Annotated in this window: 16 protein-coding genes and 2 pseudogenes; 13 read left to right on the plus strand and 5 right to left on the minus strand. The window is 64.4% G+C overall.

All coding sequences use genetic code 11. The features are described from left to right. The first annotated feature begins 213 nt into the window (after positions 1 to 213). On the plus strand, positions 214 to 384 hold the full coding sequence (locus X760_RS76200) for a hypothetical protein (RefSeq protein WP_023717857.1): 171 nt from the start codon (positions 214 to 216) through the stop codon (positions 382 to 384). Between the two features lie 26 nt (positions 385 to 410). Here X760_RS76200 and X760_RS47930 read toward each other — a convergent pair whose 3' ends face one another. The 5 genes from X760_RS47930 to X760_RS47950 form a co-directional block, all read right to left on the minus strand. After that, the gene (locus tag X760_RS47930; RefSeq protein ID WP_023717858.1) at positions 411 to 2,000 is read right to left on the minus strand and encodes an indolepyruvate oxidoreductase subunit beta family protein; all 1,590 of its coding nucleotides are present in this window, start codon (positions 1,998 to 2,000) and stop codon (positions 411 to 413) included. After that, complete coding sequence (locus X760_RS47935; protein ID WP_023717859.1) at positions 1,993 to 4,146, minus strand: indolepyruvate ferredoxin oxidoreductase subunit alpha; 2,154 nt, start codon at positions 4,144 to 4,146, stop codon at positions 1,993 to 1,995. Before X760_RS47935 ends, X760_RS47930 begins: the two co-directional genes overlap by 8 nt. Positions 4,147 to 4,191: 45 nt before the next feature. Next, positions 4,192 to 4,668 (minus strand): MarR family transcriptional regulator, encoded by a 477-nt coding sequence (locus X760_RS47940; protein WP_023717860.1) that lies wholly within the window; start codon positions 4,666 to 4,668, stop codon positions 4,192 to 4,194. Then, complete coding sequence (locus X760_RS47945) at positions 4,668 to 6,239, minus strand: NAD(P)/FAD-dependent oxidoreductase (RefSeq protein ID WP_023717861.1); 1,572 nt, start codon at positions 6,237 to 6,239, stop codon at positions 4,668 to 4,670. Before X760_RS47945 ends, X760_RS47940 begins: the two co-directional genes overlap by 1 nt. A 311-nt stretch (positions 6,240 to 6,550) precedes the next feature. Continuing rightward, positions 6,551 to 7,342, minus strand: coding sequence for a cyclase family protein (locus X760_RS47950; RefSeq protein WP_023717862.1), 792 nt, complete (start codon positions 7,340 to 7,342; stop codon positions 6,551 to 6,553). A 122-nt stretch (positions 7,343 to 7,464) separates the two neighbouring features. Between X760_RS47950 and X760_RS47955 the strand changes: the two genes are divergently transcribed. The 12 genes and pseudogenes from X760_RS47955 to X760_RS48005 all read left to right on the plus strand — a co-directional run bounded on the left by X760_RS47955 (position 7,465) and on the right by X760_RS48005 (position 20,766). Then, on the plus strand, positions 7,465 to 9,039 hold the full coding sequence (locus X760_RS47955) for an NAD(P)/FAD-dependent oxidoreductase (protein WP_023717863.1): 1,575 nt from the start codon (positions 7,465 to 7,467) through the stop codon (positions 9,037 to 9,039). A 107-nt stretch (positions 9,040 to 9,146) separates the two neighbouring features. Further along, positions 9,147 to 10,673 carry an ABC transporter substrate-binding protein gene (locus X760_RS47960; protein ID WP_023717864.1) on the plus strand — a complete coding sequence of 509 codons (1,527 nt, stop codon included), beginning with the start codon at positions 9,147 to 9,149 and terminating at the stop codon, positions 10,671 to 10,673. A 70-nt stretch (positions 10,674 to 10,743) separates the two neighbouring features. Then, positions 10,744 to 11,751, plus strand: coding sequence for an ABC transporter permease (locus X760_RS47965; protein WP_023717865.1), 1,008 nt, complete (start codon positions 10,744 to 10,746; stop codon positions 11,749 to 11,751). Continuing rightward, positions 11,744 to 12,592, plus strand: coding sequence for an ABC transporter permease (locus X760_RS47970; protein WP_023717866.1), 849 nt, complete (start codon positions 11,744 to 11,746; stop codon positions 12,590 to 12,592). The genes X760_RS47965 and X760_RS47970 overlap by 8 nt, the downstream gene beginning before the upstream one ends. Further along, entirely contained in the window at positions 12,589 to 13,479 is an 891-nt protein-coding gene (locus X760_RS47975) for an ABC transporter ATP-binding protein (protein WP_031193635.1), read from the plus strand. Before X760_RS47970 ends, X760_RS47975 begins: the two co-directional genes overlap by 4 nt. After that, positions 13,472 to 14,302: an ATP-binding cassette domain-containing protein gene (locus X760_RS47980; protein WP_023717868.1), complete on the plus strand. Its 831-nt coding sequence runs from the start codon at positions 13,472 to 13,474 to the stop codon at positions 14,300 to 14,302. The genes X760_RS47975 and X760_RS47980 overlap by 8 nt, the downstream gene beginning before the upstream one ends. Positions 14,303 to 14,381: 79 nt before the next feature. After that, a pseudogene (locus X760_RS0137315) lies at positions 14,382 to 14,980 on the plus strand (VOC family protein). Positions 14,981 to 15,175: 195 nt separating this feature from the next. Next, positions 15,176 to 17,343 (plus strand): annotated as a pseudogene (locus X760_RS79055) (bifunctional salicylyl-CoA 5-hydroxylase/oxidoreductase). Continuing rightward, on the plus strand, positions 17,340 to 18,113 hold the full coding sequence (locus tag X760_RS47990) for an SDR family NAD(P)-dependent oxidoreductase (protein ID WP_023717869.1): 774 nt from the start codon (positions 17,340 to 17,342) through the stop codon (positions 18,111 to 18,113). Before X760_RS79055 ends, X760_RS47990 begins: the two are co-directional and overlap by 4 nt. Beyond that, entirely contained in the window at positions 18,107 to 18,586 is a 480-nt protein-coding gene (locus X760_RS47995; protein WP_023717870.1) for a MarR family transcriptional regulator, read from the plus strand. The genes X760_RS47990 and X760_RS47995 overlap by 7 nt, the downstream gene beginning before the upstream one ends. Further along, positions 18,574 to 19,386, plus strand: a complete 813-nt coding sequence (locus tag X760_RS48000; RefSeq protein WP_023717871.1) for an enoyl-CoA hydratase family protein — start codon at positions 18,574 to 18,576, stop codon at positions 19,384 to 19,386. Before X760_RS47995 ends, X760_RS48000 begins: the two co-directional genes overlap by 13 nt. A gap of 231 nt (positions 19,387 to 19,617) precedes the next feature. Further along, positions 19,618 to 20,766, plus strand: a complete 1,149-nt coding sequence (locus X760_RS48005) for an acyl-CoA dehydrogenase family protein (protein WP_023717872.1) — start codon at positions 19,618 to 19,620, stop codon at positions 20,764 to 20,766. Positions 20,767 to 20,784: the final 18 nt, after the last annotated feature.

The following is a 20,784-nucleotide window of genomic DNA, read 5'->3' on the forward strand; positions in this document are numbered from 1 at the left end:
ATTTTGTCCCGGAGCCGATATGTTTGCTGCTGCCATAGGCATGAAGACTACAAAACAGGCAGACAACCAAGGCGGCGACAAGACCTAGCGAAGCGGGCTGGATAGCCTCACTTCCGTGATGATAGCGTGAAAGAAACGCGTTCCAGCGATCCAGCCCAAAGCCTATCTCATCGTCGGCCGTTCCGGCCTGACGTTCAACAGGGGGTGAAAATCATGGAAGAGGAAGACGATGTCCTAAGCGACCTGAGCTATGTCGCCGAAAATTTCGATGATGTGGCAAAGGAAACGATCGTCCTGGTGCTGGAGGCTGCGATCGCCGAGATCATTGGCCTCAGAATTGCCCTGCAGACTGCCGCGTCGAAGGCGACATGGGCAACAGACTGAGTTGCAGCCGGGGTTGAACGAGCGCCTCAGCTCGGCGAGGTGTCACCCAGCGACGCCACGGTTTTCAGCGCGCCGTCAAGCATGTCGCCCTTCTCGTCCTTCAGCGCGGCTTCGCGCAGGCGCCTGATCCAGTCGGCGGCGTCCGGGCGGCCCTTGAGCAGGTCGAGCGCCGACAGCACCCGGTCGAATTTCGACTGCGCGCGGGCGTGGGTGTCGCTGTAACCCTTGATCAGCCGGCGGGAGTTGAGGATCTCGACGGCCAGCGCATAGTCTTCTCTGACTTGGCCGAGAGCCAGCGCATACCAGCGCTCGAGATGCGCGGTCTCGACCTTGTGGCGCAGCAGGCGGCGGCGCCAGCGGCGCAGGCCGCCGATGAACCACAATGCGGCAAAGCCGGCAAAACTGTCGGTGCGGATGTGGCGGCCGCGATTGATGCGGCGGTCGAGGAAGGCGGCGAGCTTCGGCCGGCTTTCGATGTAGCTGCCGAGCCCGGCCGGCAGCGTGCCGCAGAATTCCTCAATGCGCGGATGGAAATATTCGGTCACCTGCAGGACCGAGCCGTCCTTGACGCCGACCTCGCGGCGTACGCGTCGGTCGCGGCTCGAGCGCGTCTTCAGGTCGGCGACGCGGATCATGTCGTCGTAGCACATCGCATTGGCCAAATGCTTTGCCGCGGCGATCGACAGCGCGTAGTCATGTTCGGCATTGTCCAGGACGACGGCCCGGTCTAGCCGGTCGAGATACTCGCCGCCATAGGCGATGTCCTGATAGTCGACAACCTTTTTCAGACCGCGAAGCGCCATGTCGTGCAGTGGCACAGGCAGCGCAGCGACGCGCGCCGCCAATTGTTGCCAGCCCTTCAACAGCCTTTCCGGGCCGCTGACTTCTGTCGCCGCGCCCGAGCCGGTTTCAGCGGCCGCCGGCTGTTCAGTCTTGTCGCCCGAAGGCGCACTCGCGATGCCGCGCGCCCGATCGTAGGCGGCGCCGAAGGCGGCGAGGCTGGCCTTCACACCGCGGCCGCCGGCACTGACCGCCTGCTCATAGCTCTCGCGTGTGAACGGCAAGGCATCGGAGCCGGCCAGCGCGCCGAGCAGGCTGGCCGAGATCATCGAGCCGTTGTCGGCGGCGATCTTCTCCATGTCGAAGGCGATGAAGCGCTTGGCCGCGGCTTCCGCCGTGGCATGCACCTTGGAGGACGAGGCGCGGCCGTCGCCAGGCTCGATCTTCTCCGAGACCGCGGCGATGCGGTGCGACGAGGCGATCACCGTTGTGCGCTCCGGCGTGACGAAGCCGCGGATGATGGCGCGGCCGGCCTCCATCAGTTCGGCGGCGATCAATATATCGACGTCGCCCTGCGACGGCGACAGCGCGAAGACCGGCAGCCGGCCGGTGTCGCGGCACATTTCGACATAGTAGATGGTTGCGCCGGTGCGCTGGGCGACACCGGCAACCGAGGTTGACTGCGCGACATAGCCGTTGCGCTCGGCGACGTCGGTGATCCAGTCGGCCAGCACGCCGCCGCCCTGGCCGCCGACCGCCAGCACGGCAAGCTTGATGACGCGCTCGTCGTCCGGCGCGCCGGCCTTGGAACGGGCTGATGGGACAGCGTCAAGCATCGGCGAATGTCAGGCGCCGGCTTTCACGGCGCCGCTGCAAGAGGCCGATCATGGCGCGGCGCGCCGCTTCCAGGAAACGGTCCCGGCGGCTCGGATTGTGCACCACGTCGGCGCGGTAAAAGGACGGGCAGAGCACCGCCGCGTCGGCAACCTCGCCGCAATTGCCACAGCCGACGCAGCTCTCGTCGATATGCGCGACCGGATCGTCGCGCAGCGGGTCGTCCAGCGACTTCACCGATAGCGACGGGCAGCCGGAAAGCCGCATACAGGCGTGATCGCCAGTGCAGATATCCTCGTCGACGCCGAATTTCGGCTTGACCGTCCGCTTACCGCCCTTGATCGCCTTGTCGACCAGAGGCTTTTCGCGGCGCTGCCGGTTGAGCATGCATTCGGACGAGGCGACGATGACTTTTGGGCCCTTTTCGTCCGTCGTCAGCGCTTCGCGCAGCGCGTCTTGCATCTTGGTTACGTCGTAGGTGCGGTCGATGTGGCGCAGCCATTTGACGCCCATCCCCTTCACCGCCTCGGTGATCGGATGCTTGGTCGACTTCGTCTTGTTGCCGGCGCGGGACGACAGGATGTCCTGTCCTCCGGTCGCGGCCGAATAGAAATTGTCGACGATGACGATGACGCCGTCATTCTTGTTGAACACCGCATTGCCGATCGATGAGGTCAGGCCGTTGTGCCAGAAGCCGCCATCGCCGACGAAGGAGATCGAGCGGCGCCTGGCATCGGGCGAATTGAACGCCGAGGCCGAGGCCGGCCCAAGCCCGTAGCCCATGGTGGTGGCGCCGAGCTCGAAGGGCGGCATGATCGAGAACAGGTGGCAGCCAATGTCGGAGGCGATGTGGTGCTTGCCCAACTCCTGTTCGACCAGCTTGGTCGCGGCGAAGATCGGCCGTTCCGGGCAGCCGACGCAGAAGCCGGGCGGACGGCCCGGGACGACATTGATCAGGTCGGCGGTATCGAGCCCGTCGCCGATCTTGTTCGGGGCGCGGACCTCGCTTGGCAGCAGATGCGGGATGGTGGCGCGCAGGAATGATCCGATGCCGTCGAGCATCACCTGGCCGGTGTATTCGCCGGCCATCGGCAGATGTTCCTTGCCGACGAGCTTGGTGCCGCGCCCGGCCTTGTGCAGCATCGCGGCAAAGGCCTGTTCGATGTAGTTGGGCTGGCCTTCCTCGACGACGAGCACGGCTTCCTTGCCCTCGCAGAAGGAAAGGAACTCGTCATCGACCAGCGGATAGACGGCGTTCAGCACATAGAGCGGCACGTCGGTGTCGCCATAGGTGTCGGCGAGGCCGAGCCGCTGCAGCGCCCGGATGACGGAATTGTACATGCCGCCCTGCATGACGATGCCGACCGCGCCGTGCTCCGGGCCGAAGAATTCGTTGATCTTGTTGGCGCGGATGAAATCCACCGCCGCCGGCCAGCGTTTCTGCACCTTCTCCTTCTCGTGCAGGAAGGACGCGGGCGGCAGCACGATGCGGCCGGTGTCGCGGCGCGGCGCCTCGAGCGCATCCGCCACCGTCATCGCCGGGCGCTTGTTGTCCTTGGCGATGAAATGGCCGTGCACATGGCAGCAGCGTATACGGACCTGCAGCATGACCGGCGTGTTGGATATTTCCGACAGCTCGAAGCCGTCCTCTACCGCCTTGACGATCGACGGCAGGTTCGGTCGCGGGTCGAGCAGCCAGACCTGGCTTTTCATGGCGAAGGCGTGGCTGCGTTCCTGCATGATCGAGGAGCCTTCGCCGTAATCCTCGCCGACGATGATCAGTGCGCCGCCGGTGACGCCGCCGGACGCCAGGTTGGCCAGCGCGTCGGACGCGACATTGGTGCCGACCGTCGACTTGAAGGTCGCCGCGCCGCGGATCGGATAGTGCACCGATGCCGCCAGCATGGCGGTCGCGGTGGCTTCCGAGGCGCTTGCCTCGAAATGCACGCCAAGCTCGCCCAGGATATCCTGCGCGTCGGCCAGCACGTCCATCAAATGGCTGATCGGCGCGCCCTGATAGCCGCCGACATAACCGACGCCGCATTGCAGCAGCGCCTTGGTGATGGCCAGAATGCCCTCGCCGGAAAACTCCTCGCCGGCGCCGAGTCTGAGCTTTTCGACTTCCTTGGCAAAAGACCGTTCGGCCATTTTGGGCTCCTTCCGTTGCCGCCAGGAATCTGGCGGCGCGTAAGATCAGATGTCGTGCTTGCGAATGTTCTTCAGCATCTTTTGCAGCGTCGCGATCAGCGCCGCGTATTCGGCATCGTCGATGTCGTCGAACATCGTCTCGAAAGCGTCGTGCATGGCCGGCCAGGCGCGCGCGAATTCGGCGCGGCCATCGTCGGTCAGGAACACATGGCGGATACGGCTGTCGGTAACCCCCTGCTCGCGCCGCACAAACCCTTGTCCCTCCAGCGTGTCGAGCGTACGGCTCAAGGTCGACTGCTCGATGACGGTATAGACCGACAGATCGTTGACGGTGACGCCATCGGTGACCGACAGGACGGCCAGCGTCCTCACCTGCGGAATGGTCAGGCCCTGCTTGCGGAAATTATCTCGCAAGGTGGCATTGTAGCGGCCCATGATGCGGTTCATCAGATAGGGCGCGAATTGCTGCAGGCCGATCTGGCCCAGTGTCGAGATGCGCTGGCGCACAACCTTCTGTTCCATCACAGCCTCCCCGCCAGGAGGAAGCCGGAGCCGCCGCCCAAGCCAGCACCCGGATGGGTCGAGGCGCCGATATGGTAGAGGCCCTTGACGCCGGTATCGTGATTGCGGCTCGTCTTGAACGGCCGCCACAAGAACGACTGGTCGATAGCCGAGGAGCCGCCATAGGGATCGCCGCCGACCAAGTTGATGTTCATCGCTCCCAAATCGGCCGGCGAATAGGCGCGGCGTGCGATGACGCTGTCCTTGAATCCTTCGATATGACTGGCGAGGATCGCTTCGGCGCGGTCGGCATAGGCTTCGCGCAGCGCCTCGGTCCAGCGGCCGTCCGCTGGTGTCTGCAGTTTGCCGGCGGCATCGCCCTTGATATGCCGTGGCGCCTCGGGCAATTGCAGCCACAGGATCGCCTTGCCGTCCGGACAGCGCGACGGGTCGAGCGCATGCGGCTGGCCAACGCAGATGGTCGGCACCTCCGGCAACATACCGCGCACGGCCTCGTTGCAGGCCTTCGACACGCCGTCGAGCCCGGGTGTCAGATGCAGCAGCGCGACCTTGTCCAGGCCCTCGCCGCGCCATGCCGGCGGCTTGTCCAAGGCATAGTGGATCTGGAAATTGCCCTTGCCGTAGAGGTATTTTTGCGCTGCTTCGGCGTCGTCCTTTGCAGCATCCCTGCCGAGCAGCCGGTCGTAAAGCTGGGTCGGCGTGACCGAGCAGATCACGCTCTTCTTGGCGGTCACGATCTCGCCGGAAGCCAGCCGCACGCCGGTTGCACGGCCTCCGCTCTGGACGATGGCCGCGACGTCGGCGCCGGTGCGGATTTCGCCGCCACGTTCCCTGATCAGGGCTTCGAAGGCGGACAGCAGGTTCCTGGCACCGCCCTTGACGATCGGCGCGCCGGCCGCCTCAAGCGCGAAGGCGATGACCTTGGCGATCTGTCCCGAAAACGCATCTTCGGGCCCGAGGCCGGCATGCAGCACCCAGGGCGCCCACAGCGCGCGCATGGTTTCCGACTGGTAGGTGCTTTCCAGCCAGCCGCGCGCCGGCACCAGCGCGTCGCCGACAAAGGCGGCAAGGCCACGCGGGCCGCGCCGCCATGCCTCGCCCGCCAGCAGCTTTGCCGTCGGGTAAGACCACAGGCTGCCGCCGAGCAGCCCGAACAGGAGGCCGGCATTGCGCTCGATCTCGCCGACATCGCTGCCGTGCCGGTCGCCGTCGCCCGCGGCAAGCGCATTGGCCGCCGCGACATTGGCGGCGCGATCGGTGCGCAGGATGGCATGGCTGCCATCCGGACGCAGCACGCCGGTCGGCGTGGAGGTGTTGCAGAACTCCAGCCCGTGCCGCGCCAGATCCTTGCCCAGCGCCGCATAGGCCGGCGAGGTGATGAACAGAACGAAGGTCGTCGCCATCACGTCGTGGATGAAGCCGGGCGCGGTGATTTCTTCTGTGCGCATGCAGCCGCCGATGCGGTCGTTGCGCTCGAGCACCAGCACCTTCGCCCCCTTGCCGCCAAGCATCGCGGCGCAGACCAGCGCGTTGATGCCGCTGCCGACGATGATGTGATCAGGAGCGCTCATCGATGCGTGCTCCCGGTGAGCGGAAGGTGGAATTCATTTGCGCGGGTTGGCGTTCCTTCGCGCCCCCCTCTGTCCTGCCGGACATCTCCCCCACTTGGGGGGAGATCGGCTGTCACCGCGGCCTTCGCCACTCTCCAACGTCGCAGGAATGAGCGGGGCGCCGAAACTGCCAATCTCCCCCCAAGTGGGGGAGATGTCCGGCAGGACAGAGGGGGGCGCCGTAGAGCCCCAGCTTTGCAAGGCTGCCGCTCCCAATTCGTCACTACAACGCTGCCTGCGCACATGATCTTCTCCCGAAGACCGCAGCTACCCTATTGCCTTGGCACCAACGCCAACGCGCGGATCGGGCTGCCGGTGCCGTGCTCGATTTTGAGTGGTGCGGCGATCAGGATCGCGCCTTTCGGCGGCAGCCGGTCGAGGTTGCACAGGCTGGCGAGGCCGTAGCGATTGGCCTTGTGCATCAGGCTGTGCGCCGGGAATGGCGGCTCCATGCCGCCGGCCTTGCCGGCATCGGTGCCGATCGTCTCGCTGCCCCAGCCCTTGATGTCCTTGCCGATCAGATACTGGATGGCTTCCGCGGTCGGGCCGGGCGTGTGAGGACCGGTCTCATTGGCGTTGAGGAACTCGGCTTCCGAGCCGTTGCGCTTGTACCAGTCGGTGCGCATCACCACCCATTCGCCGGGGTTGATAGCCCCGTGCTCGGCTTCCCACGCCTTGATATGGTCGACGGTGAGCAGGAAATCGTGATCGGCGGCCGCTTGCTTCGAACAGTCGATGACATTGACGGGTCCGACAAAATTCTGCGCCGGAATGGTGTCGGTGGCGCCGTCCGGATAATCCTTGCCGGTGATCCAGTGATTGGGCGCGTCGAAATGCGTGCCCGAATGCTCGCCGAGCTTCAGCCAGTTCCACGCCCACCAAGGTCCGTTCTTGTCATAGGCGGAGATGGCATGGATCTCGATCTTCGGCGTGTCGACCGCCAGTTCCGGCGGCAGCTTGATCAGCGGCGTGTTCGGCCCGAGCGGCGCCGTCAGGTCGACCACCTGGATGGCGCCTGAAAGAAGCTGGCCGGCGACTTCGCCGAGGAGTTGTTGCGTGTCCATGGTCTCTGTTCCCTCTTCTTGGATGGCTCTGAAGGCTCGTTGCGGCCCTTAATATCCTACTAGACGAAAACATATGCATCTGCAATTATCTTTAAGCATAAAGGAAATGGGTTGGGTGGGATGTGAGCGAGTTCGACGCCATATTTGTCGGGGCAGGCCACAACAGTCTGGCATGCGCCGCGCATCTGGCGCTCAAAGGCTGGAAAACAGCGGTTTTCGAACGCAACGCAACGATCGGCGGCGCCGTCCAGACGCGCGAATTCACGCTGCCGGGTTTCCGGCACGATTTCGGCGCGATGAATCTGAGCCTTTTTGCCGGCTCGGCCTTTCACAAGAAATATGCAAATGAATTGAAAACCCACGGGTTGGAATTCGTGCCGGTGGCCGACTGTTTTGCCAGTGCGTTCCCCGACGGCCGCTGGTTCGGTGTCAGCAGCGATCTGGAAACGACCGCTGCACGAATGGCCGCCTTCTCCGCAATCGACGTCGCCACATGGCGCCGCTTGGTTGCGGCATTCCCGGCCGAGGCCGAGCATCTGTTCCGGCTGCTGGGCTCGCCGATGAGCGCTCGAGCGCTCGCCGGCACTGCCTGGAACCTGTGGCGCAAGAAGGGTTTTGCCGGCGCGCTCGATACCGGGCGGCTGCTGCTTTCCTCACCCCGCGCGTGGCTCGAGGAGACTTTCCAGTCGCCGCATGTCAGGGCGACGCTCGCCACCTGGGGCATGCATCTCGACTTCGCCCCCGACATCGCCGGCGGCGCGGTGTTTCCTTACCTCGAATCCATGGCCAACCAGTGCTTCGGCATGGTGCTCGGCAAGGGCGGCGCCGACACCATCATCCGCGCTTTGTCGGGCATGCTCACGGCGGCCGGCGGCAAGATCGTCACTGGGGCTGACGTCGCCGAAATCACGGTGTCCGCCGGCAAGGCGACCGGCGTGCGGCTCGCTTCCGGCGAGATCCACACCGCCACCAGGGCCGTCATCGCCAGTGTCGCGCCCAAGGCGCTGACTGGGAAGCTGTTGCCCGACGGTTCGCGCGACGCCGTTTTCGACACGGCCATGAAAAACTTTCGCCAGGCGCCGGGGACGATGATGATCCATCTGGCGCTCGACGATCTGCCGGACTGGCGCGCCGGCGCCGAGCTTCGGCAGTTCGCCTATGTGCATCTGTCGCCGTCGCTTGATGCCATGTCGCGAACCTATCAGCAGGCGATGTCCGGCATGCTGCCGGATGAACCGGTGCTGGTCGTCGGTCAGCCGACCGCGGTCGATCCCTCGCGTGCGCCGGACGGCAAGCATGTGCTGTGGGTGCAGGTGCGCATGCTGCCGGCCGAGATTGTGAGCGATGCGGCGGGCGCGATCGCGGCGGCTCACTGGGACGAGGCTAGGGAGCACTACGCCGAGCGCGTCCTCGACATTATCGAGCGCTATGCGCCCGGCCTTCGCCGGAAGATCCTCGGCCGCGCCGTGTTCTCGCCCATCGACCTCGAACGCGAGAACCCCAACCTTGTCGGCGGCGACCAGATCTGCGGCAGCCATCATCTGGCGCAGAATTTCCTGTTCCGGCCGGCGCGCGGCTACGCCGGCTGGAACACGCCGGTCGGCAATCTGCATCTGACCGGGGCGGCAACATGGCCGGGCGCCGGCACCGGTGCGGGCTCGGGCTTCATGCTCGCGCAACAGCTTGGCGGGAGGTAGGGTCCATTTTTCATCTAGGGTGAAGGAGGACAAGGCGCGGTTGCCCAAGGAGCCTGAACCCACCGATTGACAACGACACCGCGCATAAAAGCAACAGGGGAACGACCATGACAATCAACAGACGAGAATTGCTCGGATATGGCGCGGCCGCACTTGGCGCCACGGCGCTCGGCCTGCCGCAACAAGCCAAGGCAGCCGGCGAACTGACCATCGCCTACAATGTCAACCTGCCGTCCTGGGACCCGACCACCGGGCCTTCGGCAGTCAACCCGACCATCCAGGGCCTTTACCAATCGGTGTTCGACCAGTTCATCCCGCAGAAGCCGGACCTTTCCTTCGCGCCCGGCCTGCTCACCGAATGGGGCTGGAACGAAGATCGCAGCAAGATCACGATGACGGTGCGCGAGGGCGTCACCTGGCATGACGGCTCGCCATTTACGGCCGAAGACGTGGTCTGGTCGCTGCAGCGGGCGGGCGACGAGAAGACCGGCAACCCGATCCAGTTCGTCTGGAAGAACGTCAACAACTTCAAGATCGACGGCAACAAGATCACCGGCGATGTCGTCCAATTCGACCCGGTGTATTTCAAATGGATGTCGTTCCTGACCGGCTACATCATGCCGAAAGCCTATTACGAGAAGGTCGGCGCCGAGGGTTTTGAGAAGGCTCCGATCGGCACCGGGCCCTATATGGTCGACAAATTCGAGCGCAACGCCTTCCTGCGGCTCAAGGCCAACCCTAACTATTGGGGTGGCAAGCCGGCCTTCAAAAACGTGACCATCAAGTTCGTCACCGATGCGGCGAGCCGCGTCGCCGAGATCGAGTCCGGTTCCTCGCAGGTGACGCTCGAAATCCCCTATGAGGAATATGACCGCCTGATCGCCAAGGACGGGCTTGCCGGCTCGTGCAAGAACGTTTCCGACATCGGCATGATCTTTTTCAACGACATCGATGTGATGCTGGACAAGAACGTGCGCCAGGCGGCGGTGATGGCGGTCGACAAGAAGCTGCTGGTCGACCGGCTGTTGCGCGGCTACGGCCAGCCGATCGGTACGCTGGAGACGCCGGAATACGCTGCCTACGATGCGTCGATCAAGGTCGAACATAACCCGGAAAAGGCCAAGGAATTGCTGGCCGCCTCCGGCTATTCGCCGGAAAAGCCGGTCAAGTTCACGATCCAGACGACCAAGGGCTTCAAGCCCAAGGATTACGAGATGATCCAGGCGATCGTCGGCATGTGGCGCAAGGTCGGCATCGAGGCGACGATCGAGGTCTACGAAATCGCCAAGCACTACGAGCTGCGCGCCGCCGACAAGCTGGCGCCGGCAGCCTTCTACAATTGGGGCAACGCCATCGGCGACCCCACCACTTCGACCGGCTTTGCCATGTATGGCCCGAGCCCGCATTCGGTGTGGGACAGCCAGGACTTGATCGACATGATAAACCCGCTATGGGGCGAGAAGGACGAGGCCAAGCGCATCGCCGGCTGGAAGGCCGTCGACAAATACATCGCCGAGCAGGCCTATGTGCTGCCGCTGATCCAGTATGCGCAGCCGATCGTGCATGCCAAGGGCGTCAATGTCGTGCAGCATGTGTCGGGCGCGCTGTTGCCGGCGCTGATGAGCCCGGCCTGAGATCGGCCCGGGACTAACGCGCGCCGTCTGCAACGACGGCGCGCCTTTTCCGCCAGGCATACAGGCGACCATGCTGCTGCAAAGATTCCTGATCCGTCTTCTGACGATGGCGATCACGCTGTTCGGCGTGGCCGTCGTCGTCTTTATCGTCATCCGCGTCGCCCCCGGCGATCCGATCGCGATGATGCTGCCGCCCGGCGCCACCGATGCCGACATCGCGCGGCTGCGCGCGCTGTACGGGCTGGACAAGACGATCGTCCAGCAATTCTTCATCTGGCTGTCCGGCGTAGTCAGAGGCGATTTCGGCACGTCGATCTCACTGCGGCAGGATGTGCTGGGGCTGGTCTTCAATCGCCTCCCGGCGACGCTGGAGCTCGCCTCCGTCGCGCTTGTGATGGCGGTGGCGATCGGCGGCACGATGGCGATCCTCGGCGCGCGCGAGCGCGGCACCGCGGTCGAGGCCGGCATCGACATTGCCAGTGGTGCGGCGCTCTCAATTCCCGATTTCCTGTGGGGTCTGGTGCTGATCTTGTTGTTCGGCGTGCTGGTGCCGGTGTTCGACATTTCCGGCCGAGTGTCGCCGCAACTCGACCTGCCCTTCGCCACGCAATTCTATCTGTTCGAAAGCATCGTGCGACTGCGCTTCGACCTGACCAGGGACCTGCTGGCACACATGCTGATGCCGGCGATCGCGCTGGCGCTGCCGCTGGCCGCGATCATCTCGCAGCTGCTGAAACAGTCGCTGAAGGAAGTGCTCGACCTCGACTATGTCGTGCTGGCGCGGGTAAAGGGCTTTTCGGAAACGCAGGTCATCCTGCGCGAGGCGTTGAAGAACGCGGCGCTGCCGACGCTCACTCTGGTCGGCGTGCAGTTTACCTTCCTGATCGGCGGCACGGTCATCGTCGAACGGCTGTTTTCCTATGAAGGTCTCGGCAATATGGCGATCGATGCCGTCATCAATCGCGACCTGCCGCTGATCCAGGGCATCGTGCTGGTCTTCGCGCTGTTGTTCGTGCTGATCAACCTTGCCGTCGACATGATGTACGCGTTGCTCAATCCGAGGCTGCGCCATGGATGAGGCCCGCATTTCAAGACATGGCTCGCGCGCCCGCCTGTGGCTGGCCGGCGGCTGGCTGCTGATTGCGCTGTTGGCCGCAATTTTTGCGCCGCTGGTCGCACCGCAGGACCCACTGGCGCAGGATTTGATGCTGGAGCGCCTGCCGCCGTTCTGGCTGGGCGGTGCCGAGCCCGGCTACTGGCTCGGCACCGACAGCCTCGGTCGCGATCTGTTGTCACGGCTGATCTTCGGTGCGCGCATCGCCTTCATCGTCGCCTTCGCGGCGGCCTTTGCCGCCTGCCTGGTCGGCTCGACGCTCGGCCTGATCGCCGGCTATTTCGGCGGCTGGGCCGACCGCATCATCTCGCGTATCGTCGATGTCTGGATGGCGTTTCCGCCGGTGCTGTTTGCCATCCTTCTGGTCGCCGTGCTCGGCACCGGCTTGAGCTCGGTCATCATCGCCATCGCCGTCATCGACTGGACGCGCTTCTGCCGGGTGATCCGCGCCGAGACCATGGGTCAGTCGCGCATGGACTATGTCGAGAACGCCCGCATCGCCGGCTATGGCCGCATCGGCATCATGCTGCGCGAGGTGCTGCCCAATGTGGTGCCGTCGATCGTGGCGCTGCTGTCGCTGGAGATGGGCATTGCCGTCATCGTCGAGGCGATCCTGTCCTTCGTCAATCTGTCGATCTCGACAGACGACCCGACCTGGGGCGGCATCATCGCCGAGGGCCGCCTGTCGATCCATCAGGCCTGGTGGGTGCTGGTGTTCCCGCTGGTCACGCTGATCCTGACGGTGCTGTCGTTCAGCCAGTTCGGCGAGGGCCTCAGGGCGCGTTTCGATCCGGTGCTGCGATGAACGCGCCTGCGAAACCCTGCCTGGACATACGCAACCTTAGCGCGGTGCTGCCTAATGGCTTGCGCGTGCTGCGCTCGGTGTCGCTCGCCGTCGAGCCCGGAGAAGTCCGCGCGCTGGTCGGCGAGAGCGGCGCCGGCAAGACAATGATCGGCAAGGCCGTGCTCGGCGTGCTGCCACCGAGCGTGCGCATCGTCGAAGGCAATATGCTGCTCGAAGGCGAGGATCTGGGCCGGCTGGCACCCAAGGCAAGGCGCACCCTGATCGGCGCGCGCACGGCGCTGATCCCGCAAGACCCGCTGACGGCGCTCAATCCGTCACGGCGCATCGGCCCGCAAATGACCGACCGGCTGGTGCGCATCCTCGGCTGGAGCGGTGAGAAGGCCGATGCACGCATCCGCCAATTGCTGGACGAGGTGCAGATCCGCGACCCCGAGCGCGTGCTCAAATGCTATCCGCACGAGCTGTCCGGCGGCATGCGGCAGCGCGTGCTAATCGCCGCGGCGTTTGCAGCCGAACCAAGGCTGATCGTCGCCGACGAGCCGACGACCGCGCTCGACGTGACCGTGCAGAAACAGATCTTGCGGCTGATCGCGCAATTACAGCGCGAGCACGGCACGGCGATCCTGTTCGTTACTCACGATCTCGGTGTGGTTGCCAAGATCAGCCAGAAAGTTTCGGTGCTCTATGCTGGCAAGGTGGTGGAAGAGGCCGATACCGCAGCGCTGTTCGCCGCACCCCAGCACCCTTATACGCTGGCGCTGATGGCGGCGACGCCGCGCTACACCGATCCGTTCGCCTCGCTGAAGCCGGTCGACGACAAGGTGCTGGCCGGGCTGGCCGCGGAGATCGCCGCCGCCGACCAGGCATGGAGGCGACCGCATGGTTGAGCCGCTGTTTTCCGTGCGCGGGTTGAAGGTTGCGTTGCCCGACATGACGCGCAAACCGCTGATCGGCCGGGCGCCGCTGGCCGAGATCCTGAAAGGCCTGGATTTCGACCTGCCAAGGGGATCGGTGACCGGCATCGTCGGCGAATCCGGCTCCGGCAAATCGACGCTCGGCCGTGCCTTGGTGCGCCTGCTGGAGCCCAGTGCCGGCAACGTCATGTTCGACGGCCGCGACATCACACATCTGCCTGAGGCCGAGCTCCGGCCGCTGCGCCGCAATCTGCAGATGATCTTCCAGGATCCGATGTCGTCGCTCAACCCGCGCCGCACCATCTTCAGCATCATTGCAGCACCCCTCAAGCAGAACGGGCTTGGCGACAATCTCAAGGCACGCGTCGCGGAGGCGCTGCAGCGCGTCGGCCTGCCGCAGAGCTTTGCCGGCCGCTACCGTCACGAAGTGTCGGGCGGCCAGCGCCAGCGCGTCGGCATTGCCCGCGCACTGGCGCTGTCGCCGAAATTCGTGCTGGCCGACGAAATCGTCTCCGGCCTCGACGTGTCGACCCAGGCGCAGATCCTGACGTTGCTGGAAAAACTCGCCGCCGAAATGGGCCTGACCGTTGCCTTTATCAGCCACGATCTGTCGGTGATCCGGAGGCTCTGCCGACAAGTGATCGTCATGCGCGAAGGCGCGATCGTCGAAGCCAGCGCGACGGATACTTTGTTCGAGCACCCGCGGCAGGCCTACACGCGCGACCTCCTCGCCGCCATTCCCCTGCCCGAGATCGATGACGCCTGGCTGCTTCCCGCCCCAAAGGCGCCGGCATGAAGCACAATCCTATTCGCACGCCGAAGAGCGGGCCTCGGGCGTGCGCCCGGCAAAATGTCTGCTATGGAGGATGACTGATATGAAGAATGCGATCCGATATGCGACGCTTGCAGCCACCGTGCTGGGAAGCATCGGCACCGCTTGCGCCAGTCCATACCCGGCATGCGTGGCCACGACCACACCGGCGTCACCGTCCCCGACATGCAGCAGGCGGTCGATTTCTTCACCGAAGTGGTTGGCTGCAAGAAGGCGATGTCGTTCGGCCCGTTCGCCGACGACAAGGGCACATTCATGCAGGATCTGCTGGGCGTCGATCCCAAGGCGGTGATCGAGGAGATCACCCTAGTCCGCTGCGGACACGGGTCGAACATCGAGCTGTTCAAATACACCGCGCCGGACCAGAAGGACCTGACGCCTCGCAACAGCGACATAGGCGGCTTCCATATCGCCTTCTATGTCGACGACATCGCCGCCGCAAAAGCCTATCTTGACGGCAAGGGCGTCAAGACGCGAATGGGACCGCTGCCGGTTACCGAAGGCCCCGCCGCCGGCCAGGCCATCCTTTACTTCCAGGCCCCTTGGGGCTTGCAGTTGGAAGCGATCAGCTATCCCAATGGCATGGCCTATGAAAAGGATGCAGAAACGGTGCTGTGGAGTCCGAAGAACCCGGAAAAATAGCCCGGGAGTCCCTGGCCTGCGGAGCCGACTGCCGGCAAGGCGAGTTATCCGGGCGGATTGTTTCAATCTTGAAACTTCAAGCTTGAATTAATTTTCCTCAGGCGTAAACTCGACAAACAGAAGCGAAGAGGAGATCGCACGATGAAAGTTGCGGTTCTCGGCGGCGGACCAGCCGGCCTCTACTTTGCCATCTCGATGAAGCTCCGGGATGCGGCGCATGAGGTGACGGTGTTCGAGCGCAACCGTGCCGACGATACGTTCGGCTGGGGCGTCGTGCTGTCGGCCGAAACGCTGGAGAACCTGACCAGGAACGACCCGGTCAGCGCCGTCTGGATCCGCAAGCATTTTGCCTATTGGGACGATATCGCCGTTATCCATGACGGCGTGCGCACGGTCTCGACCGGTCACGGCTTTTGCGGCATCGGCCGCAAGCGGCTACTCACGCTGCTGCAGCGGCGGGCGCGCGAACTCGGCGTCAAGCTGGTCTTCGAGACCGACATCGCCGATCCCAAGCCATATATGGAGACGCACGATCTGGTCGTCGCCGCCGATGGGCTGAACTCGAAAGCGCGGGGCGCCTTCGTCGACGTGTTCAAGCCTGATATCGATGTCCGCAAATGCAAGTTCGTCTGGCTCGGCACCCGTCAGAAATTCGACGACGCCTTCACCTTCATCTTCGAGAAAACCGAACATGGCTGGGTCTGGGCGCATGGCTACCAGTTCGACAGCGATACCGCGACCTTCATCGTCGAATGCAGCGAGCAGACCTGGCAACGCTTCGGCTTCGGCGCGATGTCTCAGCAGGAATCGATTGCTGTCTGCGAGCGCATCTTTGCCCGCCATCTCGGCGGCCACGCGCTGATGACCAATGCCAATCATATCCGCGGCTCGGCCTGGATCAATTTCCCGCGCGTCTTGTGCGAACGCTGGTCCTACAAAAACCTGGCGCTGATGGGCGACGCGGCGGCGAGCGCGCATTTCTCGATCGGGTCCGGCACCAAGCTGGCGCTGGAAAGCGCGGTGGCGCTGGCCGACTATGTCGAGTCCGAGCCGGACCTCGAGGCAGCCTTCCGCAAATATGAGGACGCCCGCCGCACCGAAGTGCTGAAGCTGCAGTCGGCGGCACGCAATTCGCTCGAATGGTTCGAGGAGGTCGAGCGCTATCTCGGCCTCGATCCGGTGCAGTTCAATTATTCGCTGCTGACGCGTTCGCAGCGCATCAGTCACGAGAATTTGCGGCTGCGCGATGCCGAATGGCTGGCCGGCGCCGAGGAATGGTTCCAACGTCAGGCCGGTGCTGGCGGCAACAGTCTGCGTCGCGCGCCGATGTTTGCGCCGTTCCGGCTGCGCGACATGGCGCTGCAGAACCGTATCGTCGTCTCGCCGATGGCGCAGTACAAGGCGGTCGACGGCTGTCCGACCGACTGGCATTTCGCCCACTATGCCGAACGGGCCAAGGGCGGCGCCGCTCTCCTCTACATCGAGATGACCTGTGTCAGCCCGGAAGGCCGCATCACGCCAGGCTGCCCCGGTTTCTATGCGCCCGAGCATGAGGTCGCCTGGAAGCGGCTGGTCGAGTTCGTTCATGCCGAAACCGAAGCCAAAATCTGTGCGCAGATCGGCCATTCCGGCGCCAAGGGATCGACCCGGCTCGGCTGGCAGGGAACCGACGTGCCGCTGACCTCGGGCAATTGGCCCGTCATGGCGGCATCTTCCGTGCCGTGGTCGCCGCAGAACCAGGTGCCGAAGGCGATGGACCGCGCCGACATGGATACGGTGCGCGAGCAGTTCGTCGCTTCGGCCGAGATGGCGGCGCGCTGCGGCTTCGACATGCTCGAAATCCACGCCGCGCACGGTTATCTCCTGTCCTCCTTCATCACACCCTTGACCAACCGGCGCACCGACTCCTATGGCGGNCGATCTCGATGCGCATCTCCGCCAATGACTGGCTCGGCATCGAGGGCGTGACGCCGGCCGATGCGGTCGAGATCGCGCGGCAGCTGCATGAAGCCGGAGTCGACATCTGCGACGTGTCGGCCGGCCAGACTTCGGCCGTGGCAAGACCGGTCTATGGCCGCATGTTCCAGACGCCATTTTCCGACCGCATTCGCAACGAAGTCGGCATGGCGACCATGGCGGTCGGCAATATCTACGAGCCGGACCATGTCAACTCGATCCTGATGGCCGGCCGCGCCGACCTCGTCGCACTGGCAAGGCCGCATCTTGCCGATCCCTATTGGACGCTGCATGCGGCGGTCACGCTTGGCGATCGCGGCGTCAAATGGCCGGATCCCTATCTGCCCGGCCGCGACCAACTCTACCGGCTGGCCGAGCGCGAAGCGGCGGCGGGGTTGAAAGTATGAGTTCCGCCGCAGCGATTTCAGGGCGACATGCGCTGGTCACCGGCGGCGGCTCCGGCGTCGGCCGGGCGATCGCGCTGGCGCTGGCCGGCGCAGGCATCGATGTGACCATCTGTGGCCGGCGCGTGGAGCCGCTTGCCGAGGTCGCCGCTCAGAACAAGCGCATCTTCGCCATTGCCGCCGACGTCACCGACGAGGCATCGATGGCGTCGCTCTACGAGGACGCGGAAGCGGCACGCGGACCGTTAGACGTCGTCGTTGCCAATGCCGGCATGTCCGGCAGCGCCTCGGCGCAGCGGACCTCGCTGGCAGACTGGCAGCGCACGCTCGACGTCAACTTGACCGGTGTGTTCCTGACGGTGAAGCCGGCGCTGGCCGGCATGGCCGCGCGCAAGACGGGCCGTATCATCTTCATCGCTTCCACCGCCGGACTGAAAGGCTATCCCTATGTTGCAGCTTATGTCGCAGCCAAGCATGGCGTCGTCGGTCTGATGCGGGCACTCGCCGTCGAGACCGCGAAGTCCGGCGTGACCGTAAATGCGGTGTGCCCGGGTTTCGTCGAAACCGAAATGCTGGAAGGCGCCGTTCGGCGCATCGTCGAAACGACCGGCCGCTCGGCCGAGCAGGCGCGGACAAGCCTTGCCGAGACCAACCCGCAAGGCCGCTTCATCCAGCCAGAGGAAATTGCAGCCGCCGTGCTCTATCTGTGTAGCGACGCCGCCGGGTCGATCACCGGACAAACGATTTCGATCTCCGGAGGTGAGACATGGTAGCCGGTCCCCTGCCCGCCCCGTCCGGACCCGGCAAGGACCGCCTGCGGCTGTGGATACGCTTGCTGCGCGCCTCGCGCACCATCGAGGCCGAGCTGCGCGAACGCTTGCGGCAAGAATTCAACACAACGCTGCCACGCTTCGACGTGATGGCCGCGCTCTACAGGGCGCCCGAGGGCATGCTGATGAGCGACCTGTCGCGCTTCCTGCTAGTGTCCAACGGCAATGTCACGGGCATCATCGACCGGCTGGTCTCGGAAGGGCTGGTGATGCGAGCCCGACGCAATGGCGACCGCCGCACCTCGATGGTACGGCTGACGGAAGAGGGATCGAAGACTTTCGGCGTGATCGCCGCCGCGCATGAAAAATGGGTCGGCGAATTGCTGGGCAATGTGAGCGAGGACGAGGCGCGCCGGCTGACCGGCATGCTGACCTCCTTCCGCAGCAATTGGGAGGGACGGGAATGGCAAAGATAGCCGGCCGCAAGCCGAAGCATTTCCTCTGGCAGGTCGAAGGCAAAATCGCAAAGATCCGGCTTGACCGGCCGGAGCGAAAGAACCCGCTGACCTTCGACAGCTATGCCGAATTGCGCGACACTTTTCGCGACCTTGTCTACGCCGACGACGTCGATGCGGTGGTGTTCCTTCCCAATGGCGGCAATTTCTGCTCGGGCGGCGATGTCCACGAAATCATCGGCCCACTGGTCAAGATGGACATGAAGGCGCTGCTCGCCTTCACTCGCATGACCGGCGATTTCGTCAAGGCGATGCTGAATTGCGGCAAGCCGATTATTGCGGCGGTCGACGGCGTGGCGGTCGGCGCCGGCGCGATTATCGCCATGGCCTCCGACATCCGCATCGCCACGCCACAGGCAAAAACGGCTTTCCTGTTCAGCCGCGTCGGCCTTGCCGGCTGCGACATGGGCGCCTGCGCGATCCTGCCGCGCATCATTGGCCAGGGTCGCGCCGCCGAACTGCTCTATACCGGCCGCACGATGAGCGCCGAGGAAGGCGAGCGCTGGGGCTTCTACAATCGGCTGGTCGATGCCGCAACGCTCGAGGCCGACGCGCTCGACATGGCCGCGCGCATCGTTTCCGGCCCAACCTTCGCCCACGGCATGACCAAGACGCAGCTGAACCAGGAGTGGTCGATGGGCCTCGACCAGGCTATCGAAGCGGAAGCGCAGGCGCAGGCGATCTGCATGCAGACCCGCGATTTCGAACGGGCCTACAAGGCTTTCGTCGCCAAGGAGAAGCCGGTGTTCGAGGGGGATTGAGGATGATCGCTTCCATGGGCACGCTGGCAAGACAGCACCCCCCTCTGGCCTGCCGGCCATCTCCCCCTCAAGGGGGGAGATTGGATGTCAGGCCCGCTTTCGCCAATCTCCAACATCGCCGGGAGAGCAGTGGCAGCGAAGCCGCCAATCTCCCCCTTAGAGGGGGAGATGTCCGGCAGGACAGAGGGGGGCGCCGTGGAGCGCCAGGGCCGGAGAACTGTGGAGGCAGAAATGCCTGACCGTTCCTTCCTCACCTGGCCGTTTTTCGAGGACCATCACCGCGAGTTGGCAGAGCGGCTGGAGGCATGGTGCGCCAAGAACCTGCCGGTCGCGCATGACGATGTCGACGCAGCCTGCCGCGAGCTGGTGGCCAAGCTCGGCCGGGATGGCTGGCTGAAACCGACAGCGCTCGACACCGAAAACCCTGCAGCACTCGACGTGCGCACATTGTGCCTCACGCGCGAAACGCTGGCCCGGCATGACGGGCTGGCCGATTTCGCCTTCGCCATGCAAGGGCTCGGCACCGGCGCGCTCAGCCTGTTCGGCACGCCAGACCAGCAGCACTGGCTGGGGAAGACACGGGCCGGCAAGGCGATTTCGGCTTTCGCACTGTCGGAGGCGCGTTCGGGCTCGGACGTTGCCAATATGGAAATGACGGCCACGCGTGACGGCGATAGCTATATCCTATCCGGCGAAAAAACCTGGATCTCCAACGGCGGTATCGCTGACTTTTATGTTGTCTTTGTCCGTACTGGCGAAGCGCCCGGTGCCAAGGGGCTTTCGGCGTTCATCGTGCCGGCCGAGACAAAGGGCCTGACCATCGCCGAGCGGCTGGAGGTGATCGCGCCGCACCCGCTCGCCCGGCTGTCTTTCGACAATGCCCGCGTTCCAGCCTCGGCGCTGATCGGCAAACCCGGTGATGGTTTTCGCATCGCCATGTCGGTGCTCGACGTGTTCCGTTCGACGGTCGGGGCAGCTGCGCTCGGCTTTGCCCGGCGCGCGCTGGACGAAAGCATCAAAAGAGTGGCCGAGCGCAGGCTGTTCGGTGCAGCGATGGCCGAGCTGCAGATGGTGCAGGGCCACATCGCCGAGATGGCGCTGGATGTCGATGCCGCCGCCTTGTTGGTCTACCGCGCCGCCTGGACCAAGGACATGGGCGCGGCTCGGGTTACCCGCGAAGCCGCCATGGCCAAGCTGTTCGCTACCGACAAGGCGCAGGAGGTGATCGACAGGGCTGTGCAGCTGCATGGCGGCGACGGCGTCCGCAGGGGCCATATCGTCGAAAGACTGTATCGCGAGATCCGGGCGCTGCGCATCTACGAGGGAGCGTCGGACGTGCAGAAGGTGGTGATTGCACGGCAAGTGATGGGAGCGGCCTGAGACCGGAGTTTGTGTGGA

It is taken from the genome of Mesorhizobium sp. LSHC420B00 (genome assembly GCF_000503055.1).
Taxonomy (GTDB): Bacteria; Pseudomonadota; Alphaproteobacteria; order Rhizobiales; family Rhizobiaceae; genus Mesorhizobium.

Excerpts from the sequence above, each read along its gene's own strand:
- X760_RS47975 (WP_031193635.1), top strand. The coding sequence starts at position 12,589 with ATGAACGCGCCTGCGAAACCCTGCCTGGACATACGCAACCTTAGCGCG.
- X760_RS47960 (WP_023717864.1), top strand. The coding sequence starts at position 9,147 with ATGACAATCAACAGACGAGAATTGCTCGGATATGGCGCGGCCGCACTT.
- X760_RS47965 (WP_023717865.1), top strand. The coding sequence starts at position 10,744 with ATGCTGCTGCAAAGATTCCTGATCCGTCTTCTGACGATGGCGATCACG.
- X760_RS47940 (WP_023717860.1), bottom strand. The coding sequence starts at position 4,668 with ATGGAACAGAAGGTTGTGCGCCAGCGCATCTCGACACTGGGCCAGATC.
- X760_RS47990 (WP_023717869.1), top strand. The coding sequence starts at position 17,340 with ATGAGTTCCGCCGCAGCGATTTCAGGGCGACATGCGCTGGTCACCGGC.
- X760_RS47930 (WP_023717858.1), bottom strand. The coding sequence starts at position 2,000 with ATGCTTGACGCTGTCCCATCAGCCCGTTCCAAGGCCGGCGCGCCGGAC.
- X760_RS48000 (WP_023717871.1), top strand. The coding sequence starts at position 18,574 with ATGGCAAAGATAGCCGGCCGCAAGCCGAAGCATTTCCTCTGGCAGGTC.
- X760_RS47950 (WP_023717862.1), bottom strand. The coding sequence starts at position 7,342 with ATGGACACGCAACAACTCCTCGGCGAAGTCGCCGGCCAGCTTCTTTCA.
- X760_RS47945 (WP_023717861.1), bottom strand. The coding sequence starts at position 6,239 with ATGAGCGCTCCTGATCACATCATCGTCGGCAGCGGCATCAACGCGCTG.
- X760_RS76200 (WP_023717857.1), top strand. The coding sequence starts at position 214 with ATGGAAGAGGAAGACGATGTCCTAAGCGACCTGAGCTATGTCGCCGAA.
- X760_RS47935 (WP_023717859.1), bottom strand. The coding sequence starts at position 4,146 with ATGGCCGAACGGTCTTTTGCCAAGGAAGTCGAAAAGCTCAGACTCGGC.
- X760_RS47980 (WP_023717868.1), top strand. The coding sequence starts at position 13,472 with ATGGTTGAGCCGCTGTTTTCCGTGCGCGGGTTGAAGGTTGCGTTGCCC.
- X760_RS47970 (WP_023717866.1), top strand. The coding sequence starts at position 11,744 with ATGGATGAGGCCCGCATTTCAAGACATGGCTCGCGCGCCCGCCTGTGG.
- X760_RS47995 (WP_023717870.1), top strand. The coding sequence starts at position 18,107 with ATGGTAGCCGGTCCCCTGCCCGCCCCGTCCGGACCCGGCAAGGACCGC.
- X760_RS48005 (WP_023717872.1), top strand. The coding sequence starts at position 19,618 with ATGCCTGACCGTTCCTTCCTCACCTGGCCGTTTTTCGAGGACCATCAC.